At 61.6% G+C, this 13,919-nt stretch carries 12 protein-coding genes and 1 tRNA gene; 5 read left to right on the top strand and 8 right to left on the bottom strand.

Annotated elements, in window-relative coordinates:
- Window positions 1-6: 6 nt before the first annotated feature.
- From yajC to queA, 3 genes are read right to left on the bottom strand one after another with little or no spacing between them, the layout of a single operon-like run.
- Window positions 7-348, bottom strand: a complete 342-nt coding sequence (gene yajC / locus SFA35_RS05455; protein ID WP_320576027.1) for a preprotein translocase subunit YajC — start codon at window positions 346-348, stop codon at window positions 7-9.
- Between the two features lie 49 nt (window positions 349-397).
- Window positions 398-1,513: a tRNA guanosine(34) transglycosylase Tgt gene (tgt, locus tag SFA35_RS05450; RefSeq protein ID WP_320578847.1), complete on the bottom strand. Its 1,116-nt coding sequence runs from the start codon at window positions 1,511-1,513 to the stop codon at window positions 398-400.
- A 14-nt stretch (window positions 1,514-1,527) separates the two neighbouring features.
- Window positions 1,528-2,577, bottom strand: a complete 1,050-nt coding sequence (gene queA / locus SFA35_RS05445; RefSeq protein WP_320576025.1) for a tRNA preQ1(34) S-adenosylmethionine ribosyltransferase-isomerase QueA — start codon at window positions 2,575-2,577, stop codon at window positions 1,528-1,530.
- 108 nt (window positions 2,578-2,685) lie between these two features.
- On the opposite strand from queA, the gene SFA35_RS05440 reads away from it, so the two are divergent.
- The 4 genes from SFA35_RS05440 (at window position 2,686) to SFA35_RS05425 (ending at window position 5,370) form a co-directional block, all read left to right on the top strand.
- A tRNA-Leu gene (locus tag SFA35_RS05440) sits at window positions 2,686-2,770 on the top strand.
- Between the two features lie 239 nt (window positions 2,771-3,009).
- Window positions 3,010-3,264, top strand: a complete 255-nt coding sequence (locus SFA35_RS05435) for a DUF2790 domain-containing protein (protein WP_320576023.1) — start codon at window positions 3,010-3,012, stop codon at window positions 3,262-3,264.
- Between the two features lie 34 nt (window positions 3,265-3,298).
- Window positions 3,299-3,970, top strand: a complete 672-nt coding sequence (locus tag SFA35_RS05430; RefSeq protein WP_320576020.1) for a heavy metal response regulator transcription factor — start codon at window positions 3,299-3,301, stop codon at window positions 3,968-3,970.
- A complete protein-coding gene (locus tag SFA35_RS05425) occupies window positions 3,967-5,370 on the top strand; it encodes a heavy metal sensor histidine kinase (protein ID WP_320576018.1) in 1,404 nt (467 codons plus the stop codon). Before SFA35_RS05430 ends, SFA35_RS05425 begins: the two co-directional genes overlap by 4 nt.
- 59 nt (window positions 5,371-5,429) lie before the next feature.
- Here SFA35_RS05425 and SFA35_RS05420 read toward each other — a convergent pair whose 3' ends face one another.
- Genes SFA35_RS05420 through SFA35_RS05410 form a run of 3 tightly spaced genes read right to left on the bottom strand, consistent with a single transcriptional unit; the run spans window position 5,430 to window position 9,250 of the window.
- Window positions 5,430-6,809, bottom strand: coding sequence for a cytochrome c (locus tag SFA35_RS05420; RefSeq protein WP_320576016.1), 1,380 nt, complete (start codon window positions 6,807-6,809; stop codon window positions 5,430-5,432).
- Complete coding sequence (locus SFA35_RS05415) at window positions 6,806-8,575, bottom strand: GMC family oxidoreductase (protein ID WP_320576014.1); 1,770 nt, start codon at window positions 8,573-8,575, stop codon at window positions 6,806-6,808. The genes SFA35_RS05420 and SFA35_RS05415 overlap by 4 nt, the downstream gene beginning before the upstream one ends.
- 30 nt (window positions 8,576-8,605) lie before the next feature.
- The gene (locus tag SFA35_RS05410) at window positions 8,606-9,250 is read right to left on the bottom strand and encodes a gluconate 2-dehydrogenase subunit 3 family protein (RefSeq protein WP_320576012.1); all 645 of its coding nucleotides are present in this window, start codon (window positions 9,248-9,250) and stop codon (window positions 8,606-8,608) included.
- 622 nt (window positions 9,251-9,872) lie between these two features.
- Between SFA35_RS05410 and SFA35_RS05405 the strand changes: the two genes are divergently transcribed.
- Complete coding sequence (locus SFA35_RS05405) at window positions 9,873-10,361, top strand: cupin domain-containing protein (RefSeq protein WP_320576010.1); 489 nt, start codon at window positions 9,873-9,875, stop codon at window positions 10,359-10,361.
- Between the two features lie 39 nt (window positions 10,362-10,400).
- Here SFA35_RS05405 and SFA35_RS05400 read toward each other — a convergent pair whose 3' ends face one another.
- Window positions 10,401-12,926 carry a patatin-like phospholipase family protein gene (locus SFA35_RS05400; protein WP_320576008.1) on the bottom strand — a complete coding sequence of 842 codons (2,526 nt, stop codon included), beginning with the start codon at window positions 12,924-12,926 and terminating at the stop codon, window positions 10,401-10,403.
- A gap of 80 nt (window positions 12,927-13,006) precedes the next feature.
- The gene (locus SFA35_RS05395; RefSeq protein ID WP_320576007.1) at window positions 13,007-13,495 is read right to left on the bottom strand and encodes a hypothetical protein; all 489 of its coding nucleotides are present in this window, start codon (window positions 13,493-13,495) and stop codon (window positions 13,007-13,009) included.
- Window positions 13,496-13,919 lie beyond the last annotated feature (424 nt).

The raw sequence follows: 13,919 nt of genomic DNA, 5'->3' as shown, positions 1-13,919 counted from the left end.
TGGAGCTTAGATCGCTTTGAGCGTGCCCTTAGGCAGGGTTGCAGCGATGGCGCCCTTCTGGATCTTGAGTTCCACGGTGTCGGAAACTTCGATGACCACGAAATCGTCGGTCACTTTGTTGATCTTGCCGGCGATGCCGCCGGAGGTCACAACTTCGTCGCCTTTTTGCAGGTTGCCCAGCAGGTTTTTGGTCTCTTTGGCGCGCTTGGCCTGTGGACGCCAGATCATGAAGTAGAAAATGACCAGGAAACCAACCAGGAAAACCCATTCGAAACCACCGCCCATAGGGCCGGCAGCAGCGGCAGGCGCAGCAGCATCCGCATAAGCGGCAGGGATCAGAAAGCTCATTCAGCGCTCCAGTAACAAAGTAAGTTGACGCGAAAAGTCGTACGGACGATTAGTCCAACGGCGGCACAGGTAGCCCGCGTTTGGCATAGAAGGCATCGACAAAGGCGGCCAATGTACCCTGTTGAATAGCCTCGCGCAAACCAGCCATAAGCACCTGGTAATGCCGCAAGTTGTGGATCGTATTCAACATGCTGCCGAGCATTTCCCCGCACTTGTCCAGGTGATGCAGATAAGCGCGGGAGAAGTTCTGGCAGGTGTAGCAATCGCACGTCGGATCGAGCGGCGAATCATCGTGACGATGGAACGCGTTGCGGATCTTCAGCACGCCGGTGTCGATGAACAGGTGGCCGTTGCGGGCATTGCGGGTCGGCATGACGCAATCGAACATGTCAACGCCGCGGCGCACACCCTCGACCAAGTCTTCAGGCTTGCCAACCCCCATAAGGTAACGAGGTTTGTCAGCAGGCATCTGGCCAGGCAGGTAATCGAGCACCTTGATCATCTCGTGCTTGGGCTCGCCCACCGACAGGCCGCCGATGGCCAGGCCGTCGAAGCCGATCTTGTCCAGGCCTTCGAGCGAGCGCATGCGCAGGCTCTGGTGCATGCCGCCCTGGACGATGCCGAACAGCGCCGCAGTGTTTTCGCCATGGGCGTTCTTCGAGCGCTGCGCCCAGCGCAGCGACAGCTCCATCGACACCCGCGCCACGTCTTCGTCGGCCGGGTACGGCGTGCATTCGTCGAAGATCATCACGATGTCCGAGCCCAGGTCGCGCTGCACCTGCATCGACTCTTCCGGGCCCATGAACACCTTGGCGCCGTCGACCGGCGAGGCGAAGGTCACGCCCTCTTCCTTGATCTTGCGCATGGCGCCGAGGCTGAACACCTGGAAGCCACCGGAGTCGGTGAGGATCGGGCCCTTCCACTGCATGAAGTCGTGCAGGTCGCCGTGGGCCTTGATCACTTCGGTGCCCGGGCGCAGCCACAGGTGGAAGGTGTTGCCTAGGATGATCTGGGCCCCGGTGGCTTCGATGTCGCGCGGCAACATACCCTTGACCGTGCCATAGGTGCCCACCGGCATGAAGGCCGGGGTCTCGACCACGCCACGGGGAAAGGTCAGGCGGCCACGACGCGCCTTGCCATCGGTGGCAAGCAGCTCGAACGACATACGGCAGGTGCGACTCATGCGGATTCCTTGGGGGCTTGCGGCGCCGGGTTGCGGGTGATGAACATGGCATCACCGTAACTGAAGAAGCGGTACTCGTTGGCCACGGCTGCGGCATAGGCCGCCATGGTTTCCGGGTAACCGGCAAACGCCGACACCAGCATCAACAGCGTGGATTCCGGCAGGTGAAAATTGGTCACCAGGGCATCGATCACATGGAACGGCCTGCCCGGGAAAATGAAAATATCGGTGTCGCCGCTGTACGGCTTCAACTGGCCATCGCGCGCGGCGCTTTCCAGCGAGCGCACACTGGTGGTGCCCACCGCCACCACGCGGCCGCCGCGCGCCTTGCACGCCTGCACCGCATCGACCACCGCCTGGCTGACTTCCAGCCACTCCTTGTGCATGTGGTGGTCTTCGAGCTTCTCCACCCGCACTGGCTGGAAGGTACCCGCGCCGACGTGCAGGGTGACGAAGGCGGTGTCCACGCCCTTGGCCTTGATCTGCGCCAGCAGCCCCTGGTCGAAATGCAGCCCCGCCGTCGGCGCCGCCACCGCGCCCGCCTTCTCGGCGTACACGGTCTGATAACGCTCGCGATCGCTGCCTTCGTCCGGCCGGTCTATATAAGGAGGCAACGGCATGTGCCCGACGCGATCGAGCAGCGCCAGCACCTCTTCATTGAAACGCAGCTCGAACAAGGCATCGTGCCGGGCGACCATCTCGGCCTCGCCACCGCCGTCGATGCGGATCATCGAGCCCGGCTTGGGCGACTTGCTCGAACGCACATGCGCCAGCACCCGATGGCTGTCCAGCACGCGCTCGACCAGAATCTCCAGCTTGCCGCCCGAGGCCTTCTGCCCGAACACCCGCGCCGGAATCACCCGGGTGTTGTTGAACACCATCAGGTCGCCGGGGCGCAGATAGTCCAGCAGATCGGGAAAGCGTCGATGCGCCAACTCGCCCGTCGGGCCGTCGAGCACCAACAGCCGGCTGCCATGGCGCTCAGCCAGTGGGTGGCGGGCAATCAGGGAATCAGGGAGTTCGAAGGAGAAATCAGCGACGCGCATGATGGTGTTCGGCTATACAGGGCTGAAAAGTCTAGCAAATTTCTGAAAATTTGACCATGAAACGTGATTGACCAACGGTCGGAGCCTCTCTATACTTCGCCGCCACAAGCCCTGATGGCGGAATTGGTAGACGCGGCGGATTCAAAATCCGTTTTCGAAAGGAGTGGGAGTTCGAGTCTCCCTCGGGGCACCAAGATTGAGAACCTTGCGAAAGCAGGGTTTTTTTTCGCCTGGATTTTGCGTTTGGCCGTGCACCTGCAGCGCCCAAGGCCCAGGTGGGAGGGGGCAAAGCCCCCGAGAGGCCGCCAGGCCGGCCTGACGACCCCTCCCACTCCATTACGCATTTGTAATCCCCCCGTCAGCCAACCCCCCACCCTGCCCTCATAAAGTGGCCCCGTCAGCAACACGCTGCCCCACTCAAGAGGACTCATCATGAAAGCGCTCATTCTCGGTATCGCCACCCTGCTCGCCGCTGGCTCCGCCATGGCCGACACCACCCAGCCCAACGTCATCCACGACAAGCCCGGTTTCTTCACCCATCTGGACGTCGACAAGGTGCTCGCCCAGACCGATCTGACCGCGCAATGTGGCATCGTTCCGGCCCGCCTGGATTATCTGGACCACGCCGGCCAGGAGCATGTGCTGGACTATCAGGTGTACGGTTATGGTTGCACCGACAATAATTGAGGCCGTTATCCATGACAGTCGCAGGCCAAAGCTCATGAACATCCTGGTAGTCGAAGACGAGCCGAAAGCCGGTAATTACCTGCTCAAAGGCCTGCAGGAACTTGGCAACTCCGTCACCCTGGCACGCGATGGCGTCGATGGCCTGCATCAGGCGCTGGAGAACGAATTCGACGTGATCGTGCTGGACGTAATGATGCCGAAGATGGACGGCTGGGAAGTCCTGCGCCGGCTGCGCAAGGAGGCCGATACGCCGGTGCTGTTCCTCACCGCCCGCGACGACATCGCCGACCGCGTCAAAGGGCTGGAGCTGGGCGCGGACGACTATTTGATCAAGCCGTTTTCTTTCGCCGAGTTGGTGGCGCGGTTGCGTACCTTGACCAAACGCGGCCCTTCGCGCGAAGAAGAACACCTGGAGATTGCCGACTTGCAGATCGACATCATCAAGCGTCGAGTCGTCCGGGGCGGCAAACGCATTACCTTGACCAACAAGGAGTTCGCCCTGCTGCAGCTGTTTGCCACTCATCAGGGTCAGGTCCTGTCGCGCTCGATGATTGCGTCGCGCATCTGGGACATGAACTTCGATGGCGACACCAATGTGGTGGATGTAGCCGTACGCCGCTTGCGGGTGAAGATAGACGAGCCGTTCGAGTTGAAGTTGATCCACAGCGTACGAGGGGTCGGCTATCAATTCGACACGCAACCATGAGCACTTCACGCCACCCTTCACTGACGCTGCGCCTGGCGCTGTTGTTTGCGCTGCTGGCATTCATCACCATCGTCGGCTTGGGTGTAGGGCTGTACCGGGGGCTGGTCAACGAACTGGTGCGCCGTGACGAGGCCGCGCTGATCAGCCGGGTCGAGCAGCTGCGCACCTTTCTCAGCGACGGCAACGTGCTGGAACTGATCAAGACCAAGCCGGCGCTGTTCCAGAACATGATGGGCAACCGCGAGGCAGTGCTGCGAATCAGCTTGAAAGGCGGCAATACACTGTTGGAAACCAACCCGGGCAACTTGCACATTCCGCCCGTCACTCGCGTGGTCGATGCCACCTCCCTGAGCCTCGATGATGTGCAGCATTACCCCGAAGTCCAGGATGTGCCCTTCGCCATGGTGGCCGTGACCATGCCCAGCGACATTGGCGAGCTGCAGGTGGTGGCGGGCCGGCTGATGAGCGAGCGCACCGCCCTGCTGGCTGGCTACCGGCTGCGTATCTACCTGCTGGCGACCATTGCCGCACTGCTGCTGGCGTTCGGCGGCTGCCTGCTGGTGCATCGCGGGCTGATGCCGCTGCGCCGGGTGGCCCGGCATACGCGGCGCATCGGCATCGAAAACCTGTCCCAGCGCTTGGACACCCGAGGGGTACCGCGCGAGCTGCTGCCAGTGATCGACTCGTTCAACACGCTGCTCGACCGGCTTTCCAAGGGCTTCACCCAGTTGGGAGAAGTGTCGACGGACATGGCCCACGAACTGCGCACGCCGATCAACAACATGCTCGGCGAAACCCAGGTGGCATTGCAGCAACACCGCAGCGTCGAAGGCTATCAGACGTTGCTCGCCTCCAATGTCGAAGAGCTGGAACGGCTTTCGCGCATGCTCGACAACATGCTGTTTCTCGCCCGCACCGATCCAACCAGCGCACTCGGCCAGCGCCAGCTACTCAATGGCAAGGAAGAGCTGGAGCGCATCGCCGATTACTTCGAAGGGCCGGCGGCCGATGTCGGCATGGACATTCGTATCGCAAGTGCGGGGCAAGTCTGGGCCGAACCGATACTGCTGCGCCGGGCACTGGCCAATCTCTGTTCCAACGCCATCAAATACGGCGCGCCGAACAGCAAATTGAGCCTGGCAGTGAACCAGGCCGATGACGGCGTGACCATTGCCGTCAGCAACCATGGCGCGACCATCGCGCCTGAGCATCTACCGCGGTTGTTCGAGCGGTTTTATCGGGTGGATGAGGCGCGAGAGCAGTCCAGCCAGTCCAGCGGGCTGGGGCTGGCGATTGTCAGCACCATCATGCAGCTGCATAACGGTCGGTGCAGCGTGACGAGTCAGGATGGGGTGACGTGTTTTGAGTTGTTTTTCCCCGCCACCGGGCTTGCTGTGTGAGCCAGCCACTTGCATAAAAAAGAGGCCCCAAAAAGGCCCCTCCTCCAATTCAAACCACCTTACTGAGCATTATTCGCCCCCAAAGCCGCCTCCCCCACATGCTTCACCGGCAACCCCTTGCGTACATCCTCAACCTGCCCCGCCGACACCGCCGGCGCATCGTTGCCCCAGCCCTGGCGCAGGAAGGTCGCCAAGGCAGCCACTTCGCTGTCATCCATCCGCCCGGCGAACCCAGGCATCGGCAGTATCGATGGCGCCTGTGCAGTGGACGGCGTCTGCGCCCCGGCCAGGATCACATGGATCAAGCCAGTCGGGTTCGGGCTGTTGATGATCGACGCGCCATCCAGACGTGGAAAGGTGCGCGGTGCGCCTTGGCCGGTGACGAAGTGGCAGGCGCCACAGTTGTCCAGGTACAGGCGCTGGCCGAGATCCAGGTCCGTGGCGGCAGTGAGTGTGTGGATGGTCGCGCTGCGACGGGCCTCCAGATCGGCCGCCACCGGGCGGTCATCGCCGGGGATCGACTTGAGGTACGCGGCGATGGCCTGCAGGTCTTCCTGGCTCATGTGCGAGGTGCTGTTTTGCACCACGTCCTTCATTTCGCCGGCCACCGAAGCGGTGCTGTTGCGGCCGGTAGCCAGGTAGGCGACCAGCTCTTGCGCCGACCAGTGCTTGACCCCGCGCAGTGGCGGCACTGCCCACTGGTTGAGCTCGGCGCCGCCCAGGTAGTGCGCGGAGCTGTCGTCCAGGCCTTTTTCCTGCATGGTCAGCGCCCGTGGCGTGTGGCATGAGCCGCAGTGGCCGAGGCCCTGAACCAGATAGGCGCCGCGGGCGATCTGCGGGTCGGTCGCGGCCGCCACAGGTGCGCCGCTGCCGGGCAACGGTGCGAACAGGCTGCGCCAGTAGGCCAGCGGCCAACGGGCCGACAGCGGGAACGGGATGTCGTTGGCCTGGTTGGCTTGTTGCACCGGCGCGACGGCGTTCATGAAGTAGGCGTAGAGCGCCTCGCTGTCGGCGTCGGTGACCTTGGCGTAGGACGGGAACGGCATCGCCGGGTACAGCGCGCTGCCGTCGTGGCCGATGCCGCGGCGCACGGCGCGTTCGAAGTCGCCGTAGCTCCAGCTGCCGATGCCGGTGCTCTTGTCCGGTGTGATGTTGGTGGAGTAGATGGTGCCAATCGGCGACTGGATGCCCAGGCCACCGGCGAACGGCTTGCCGCCGTGGGCCGTGTGGCAGGCCACGCAGTCGCCGGCGCGGGCCAGCACTTCACCCTGGGCGATCAGCGCGGGAGTGACCGGCTGCGACAGCTGTGCCGCTGCATCGCCGCTGCTGTTGAGTACCCGGCTCAAGGCCCAGGCGGCAATCAGCAGGAGGATCGCCAGCACCAGCAGGATGAGCCACGGGCTACGGCGTTTGCTACTTCTCAAGGCGTCGTTTCTCATGCGCTCACCAGCGGGCCGGGGTTTTTCAGGTATTGGTCTTTGATGGCTTGCGCGGCCCACAGGCTCAGGGCGCCGATCATCGAAGTCGGGTTGGCCTGGAAGTTCTGCGGGAAGGCGTTGCCGCCCGGCACGAACACGTTATGCACGTCCCAGCTCTGCAGGTAGCGGTTCAGCGCACTGGTCTTTGGCGAGTCGCCCATCACCGCGCCACCGACGTTGTGGGTGGAGACGTATTTGGTGATGTCCCAATGCGAGTCCATGCTCAGGTAGCTCTCGGAGAAGCTGTCCGGGCCAAGCTCCCGGGTGATGTTCTGGACGATGCCGCGCAGGTACTGCTGCAGTTTCAGCTCGTTCTGTTTCCAGTCGAAGGTGATGCGCAGCAGCGGCAGGCCCCACGGGTCCTTGTAGGTCGGGTCGAGGTCCAGGTAATGGCCGCGGTACGACATGCAACTGGTGGTGATGCCGATCTTCATCGAATGGCCATACCAGTCGACCATGCCGTCCTTCCAGCCCTGGCCCCACTCCGGGGTGCCCTTGGGCAGCGAGGTGCCAATCGGCGTGCCGGTGGACTGCGAGCTGTGGATCTTCGCGCCGCCGATGATGCCCAGGCCCGGGCCGTCGAAGTTGCCCGGCGAGACGTCGTTGAACATCTGCCCGGTGGCGCCGGCGGTGGCGAACGGGTTGAAGTTCTTGTCCTTGAAGAACAGCGTGGTGGCACCGTTGCTGAGGAACGCGTAGTTGCGGCCGATGGTGCCGGTGTTGCTGATCGGGTCGTAGGGCGTGCCGATTTTCGACAACAGCATCAGGCGCACGTTGACGAACTGGAAGGCCGCCAGCACGACGATCTTCGCCGGCTGGAACACTTCATTGCCTTGGCCGTCGGCGTAGGTCACGCCGCGCGCGGTCTTGCCGTCCGGGTGCAGATCGACGCGCAGCACGTTGCAGTTGACCCGGTAGGAGAAGTTGTCCATGCGCTTGAGCGCATCGAGCACGGCGGTCTGCGGCGAGGCCTTGGAGAAATTCAGGCAGGGGTACTTGCTGCAATAACCGCAGTAGTTGCACGGCGCCAGCTGGTTGCCGTAGGGGTTGGTCCAGGCTTGCGAGACGTTGGCCGAGGGGTTGGGAAACGGGTGGTAACCCAGCTTGCGCGCGGCTTCGCTGAACATCGTGGTGTTCAATGTGTCCTGTAGCGCCGGCAGCGGAAAGGCCTCCGAGCGCGGCCCTTCGAACGGGTCGCCGCCGGGGATGATGCGACCCTGCAGGTTGCCGGTGTTGCCGGACAGCCCGCAGATCTTGTCGAAGCGGTCCATGAACGGCTCGATCTCTTCCCAGGTGAAGGGGAAGTCCTGCACGGTCATGCCTTCGCCCAGCTGGCCGGGCTTGTAGGCCTGGTCGGCGTAGGTCTTGAGCTTGATGTCGGTAGGTGTCGGGCGGATCAGCACGCCGGTCCAGTGCAGGCCCGAGCCGCCGACGCCCGTGCCGGGCACGAAGGCGCCCCACTGACGGGTCGGCAATGCAGTGTCGGTGGCGGTGTGACGCACGGTCAGGGCGCCATCGCGCGGGGTGACCATGATCTTGTTCTTCACGCCGTAGGCGTATTCGTCGGCGGGTTTGGGGTAGGCGAAGTCGGCATTGGTGCGGTCTTCACCGCGCTCCAGGGCGCGCACTTTCAAGCCCGCCTGGGCCAGTTCGATGCTCATCAGCGAGCCTGCCCAGCCCAGGCCGACGACAACGACGTCGACCTCGTCATTGGTAATAGTTGCCATAAATCTCTCGATAGTTGGGGCGCGCGGCAGTTAGCCGCGGGCGCCGCTGAGGCTGACGGGGCCCAGGGGGTATTTGACGTTGTGCTGCGCCACCCACTCCAGGTAGCTGGCACGGGCGCCAGGAAAGCCGATGGCGATCCACGCCTTCATGCCCTTGTTGCCGCCGTAGATGGGGTCGGCGAGGTAGCCGTTGCGGGTGTTCTTCAGCAGCTCGCCGAAGAACAGCTTGGCGCCCATGACCTCTTCGCCGAAGGCCGCGAAGTCGATTTTGCCGGCCTGCAGGTTCTGCAGCATGTCGGTCTTGGCGGCGTCGTCGAGGGCAGCGAAATTGGCGCCATGAGTCTTCTGACACCAGGCTTGGGCAGCCTTGATGCCTTTGCGGTAGATGTCCTGAGTGCTGTACGGCAGCTGGTAGCCGAGGGTCGCGGGCGCCTTGAGGTCGAATGGGCCCTCCAGGTACACGTCACTGCCCAGGCCCTGGGCCAGTTGCTGGTCGACGAACACCGGCACGTTGGTGTCCAGCGCCCCAGGTGCACGCCCGCCGCCGGGTATCAGGCAGTCGCTGGCGGCCATGATGAAGGCCCACTCTGTGGCATCGAAGAAGGTTGGCTTGTAGCTGTGCAGGTCCGGCGCAACCATTTCGGCGGCGGCCGCGGCGCTCAGGCCTTTGACCATGACGCCCATGGCTGGCAGGGCGATCAGAGAAGAAAGCAGAAACTTTCTTCGGGACGTTTGCGAGGCTAACAACATGTGGGGCTCACCTAGTCTGCTTGCGAAACCGGATGACGCAAGAAAAACGGCCGAGCGCTCTCCAGGGACGCTGTGCAACCCGTTCGGCAATACGACGGCCAGCCTGCCGCGCATTCGCCGGGTCGGAGGGCGAACGGGGGGCGCAGGGCGCGGATTCGAAGAGGGCTGGCGAGCCTGGTTGGCTGCTCTACTTGTGCTGGGTCACGGTGCGGCGGCGGGCAAGAGCCGGTCCGCCGGAGAGGGCGCGATACTCGGGTATCGTCTGGCTCATCACGGGCGAAGAGATCGTACCACTACATAAATTTGGATTGCAGCAATTACATCAAAAAATTACTAAAAAGCCTTCTGGTGGTGCCTGATTGGCTGTAAGCACCGTTTTAGAGCGCTTACTGAATTTCAGGGTGTATGCAGAAATCTACAGACTGATGACTAGTCATCCTATAACGAGCGAAAGTCCTCACAGGCCTTGCGTGCCTTCCACATTGGCTGCGATGCGATGAGCTAGGATTTGCAAACCCGCTCTCCCAACTCGTACAGAGGACAAGCCATGGCCCCCTCGGACAACGAAGCACCGCCCTGCACTCTCCAAGCCATCGACGCCCCCGCCCGCACCCGGCCCAGCCATTACCCCGAGCCCTTCGCGTCGATGATGAACGGCCGCATCAAGCGCCCGCTCGGTGACCTGTTCGGCCTGGGCCATTTCGGGGTCAACCTGACGCAACTGCCGCCAGGCTGCGTGTCGGCCCTGCATCATGTTCATTCACGGCAGGAGGAGTTCATCTACGTGCTGGAGGGCCGGCCGACGCTGTTGCTGGGCGAGCAGATCATCGAATTGCAGCCGGGCAGCGTGGCGGGTTTTGCAGCCGGCGGGCAGGCGCATCATCTGCACAACCGCACTGAGCAGATGTGCGTGATTCTGGAGGTGGGTTGCCGCACGCCGGGGGATACGGTGGCCTATCCCAGCGATGATATTCAGGCGGTGGCCGGCGCCGATGGCAAGTGGCAGTTCACGCACAGGGATGGCAGCCGCTATTGAACACGCGCTGCCGACCGCTCAGCGTGAAAGCATGACGAATCAGGGCAGCGCCAGGTAACGCCATAACGCTTGGCTCATCTTTTCCTGCACATCGGTGATACCCATGTCACCGAAGACAGCCCTGCCGATCGCCAGGCCTAATTGGCGGTAACTTTCGAACTGCGCCTCGTCGAAGAACTGATCGCTGGTAGGCTGTTGCGGGAACGCCTCATTGGACTGTGCGTAGTTCAGCACATCGACGCCCAGCGTCGTCATCAGCCGCGGCTTGAGCACCAGGATTCGGCACTTCAAGGTCGCCGATCGACCGTCCTGGGGCATGTCGAAAACGTCATACAGCAGCGCGCACTTTTCGCCAGGCTCCTTGCGCGAATGCTGGAAGTGGTCGGGTGTGCCAAACACCCGGCCGAGCTCGAAATGCTTGGACACGGCGGTATCTTCACGTATATCAAGCTTCATATCGATCCTGGCCAATCGCACCAGATTGGCCAGGTCGTTGAACCGATACTCCGGGTCGCAGCCACAGTCACACATCACGATCAGTTCGATGTTTCGATCACTGCGCAATAACTCGTAGGCCCCGGTATTTTCAAAATGCCCGCCATCGGAAAGGTACATCAGGTCGTTGCGATGCCCATGAAACTGCGCGGTAAATTCGCGGAAAAGATAGGACTGTGTCGCGAACCGCTGGACCCATGGACCATCAACCGGCACGTAGCCGGTCTGGCTCGCATTTAGAAACCGACTAGGCCACCACACGCCCAACCGTATATTGGCCAGGCCCAGTGTCAGGGACAGGCCCAGGCTGGTGGTACGCCCGAGGCCGGTGGTGAACGCAGCGCCCGAAGTGCCAATCCACTGCGCCAGTGTGTGTGGCAACAGGATCTCCGATAGTTGCCCGCAAGCCGTGTCGCGTCGGTACCTCACTCCATCGAGAAAGAAGCTGGTGGACGTCGCATCGACTTTCCACTGATCGGGGGCCAGACACAGTGGCTGGCCTTTGCGGTCGCGCTGCACCAGCTGCTCTGCCGGGTCCACAGTGAGATTCATGGTCACGTTGATCAAGTGCAGCGGCCCGGCAGTGCAGGTGCCGTAGAATCTATCCAGCGAAATATCATCGTCCACCATTGGCTCGGCCACACTGCGGTACTCATCGGCTGCTGTGGTGAAGCGCTTGCCGTTGGAGGCGCCCAGATAGGCCCGGGTCAAACGCGTCGCGTAGAAGGCATGCAATGACGACAGGTTGAGGAAACCCTTGAATTGCCCCGACAACCAGGTCAGCGCCAGGGCAATGACTGCCAACAGCACAAGCGCCGCGCTGTCATGATGCGCCAAGGGTCGATCACTGCCATTGGTAACCAACCACAGCGCCGCCAGTGACCAACCCAGGCAGACGACCACACTAAGTACCACACCGGCGGCCAGTGCCAACAGTTCCAGTGGCAACTTCGGCAACCAGGTGGGCAGGGCCTTCTCGTCGCGCAGTAGCGCCAACTTGCGAATCAACCAGACCAGCGCGGGTAATACGCCAACGCTGACCGCGTGGGTCCGATTGAACAGCGATGTGTAGAGCTCCTGCCCCAACTTGGCAATGCAGGCGAGAAAGAAGCAAACAAGCAAGGCGCGCATGGCCAGGCTGAGGTGGCGGGTCATGACGACGCGGTAATTGCGAACCGTATTGCCAGCCTTGACCGAGGGAAGCGTGCGCACACAGAGTGCCGCGAACAGCCCTGCGACGCCTGTGATGACTGCCAGGCACAAAACCAGATTGTCCACGCGGCGCCAATCGCCAAGCCATTGCAGTACCAGGCCAATTCCGACCAGGCAGTACGTGACAGCCAGAGTGCCCTTGCACGCCGGGTTGGCAAGATTGGGCTTCTCGTCAAGTGACCGACCAGGAATGACCAACCAGTAGGCCAACGCACTGGGCAGCATCCAGCCCACCGCCAGGGCAAAGGGGCACCAGAAAAGGTTCAGGTAGAAGATGGCCTGCACTGCAAAGAGCAACGCAAGCACCATGAGCACCGGCATGCCAATCACGAAATGCAGGGAAAGCCAGTTGCGCCACGTCGTCGCCAGTGCATAGAACATGTCTCCACCACCGGTCGGCGTTAGGTAACGCCCGTTCTCGCGCAGCCAGGCCGCCGGGCCGCTGCCCGCAGGTGCCTTGGAATAATCGATCGAGCTGCTGATCTTGCCGGGGGGTTCATAAGCGAGCACTGCGTAAGCCTGCGCGGCTGCGGCGGCCGGGGATTGCCCCTCTCCCCGCAGACGATCAGGCAAGAACAGACTGGAGAAAAACGCGCCGATATAGCCGCCGCCGCTGACGGTGGAAAGATAGTCAAAGCGCTCCAGCAATATCCGCTCTTTGTCACTACGCCCGGTCCGTGCCAAGGCCTGAAGTACGCCGAGACAGAACGTGGCACTGCGGATGCCACCGCCTGAGAGCGCCAGGCCCCAGGCCCGACCTGCATCCGTGTTGAAGGGCTGCAGGTTCAACTGCTCGCGACGATACTTGATCCGCGCCGCCTCGCCTTTATACAGACTCTCGTCCTCACCTTCGCCCATGGTGAACATCTCCTGACGCTCGCCGTCATGGCGAGCAGGTGCAAATGACTAGGTTTTGTTCTGCAAACACTGAAACAGACTCAATGCGCGGCTATCACCAGGACAGCAAGGTGCTGTTGAAGGTAGAAACTGACAGCGCATTCGATAACCAGCACCAGCATAAGAAAGCCGAACAATGAGTACTCCATAGGCCTCTGCTTCGTTTGCCAGTGAGTTTCCCAGCCGTATTTGTAAATCCCTAGTAGCCCTTCGAGACGCTTCAGGTAATCAGCGATCACATTCACGTGGCGGAAGGTCAGCCAGGCCATGACCGCTGAAAACACCAGCAGCGCTGGGGGTAGGAAGCCGGCATATCCAAGAAACCGGATGGAATCGCTCTGTTGGGGAGCGCTCTTGGTAGTATCTGATACAACCTCGGGCGATACATGGATCAATATCCAGGCATAGATTGCCACGCCGCCGAACAGTGAAAGCTTTATCAACATTTCAATCCGCTGCAACAAAGTGCTGATCTCACCTTTAAGTTGGCGAAATTCCTCAAGATGAAAACTTTGATGAATGCTCTCCACACCTCCTCCTCGAGCAAACATAGGAATATTCGCTCTGAAAAGAACTGTTGTCAGTATAAAAACGGATCTGCCATGGTCCAGGAACTAAACCATGGCAAATAACAGGATCGGCCGCAGGCGCCTACATCGACAACCACGGAAGATGGACGGTAAGAATTGGAGGGTTCTGGGCTGCAAAGAGCCTTTACCGAGTTCAGGCACGGTGGCGGGCGCAATCCAGATCACTGTCGGTGATAGGACCATGGCAATCACTCCGAATGTTCGGATGGGTACGAGGTACCGCAGCGACTGACTGCTCATAAAGTGCTAGATGAAAAATAGGTCAGTTTTGTCAGAGATCAAGGCCGTTGTGCAACTAAAGTGCTGGGGCGCAGCAGCCATCTCGTCCGTTGGTGTGACCGCCCTGCGCAGGCTGGCTGAGCGC

The sequence above is a fragment of the Pseudomonas sp. HR96 genome (genome assembly GCF_034059295.1).
Classification (GTDB): Bacteria; Pseudomonadota; Gammaproteobacteria; order Pseudomonadales; family Pseudomonadaceae; genus Aquipseudomonas.
Note: the sequence above shows the minus strand (reverse complement) of the source record. Positions and strands in the feature narration are given on the sequence as shown.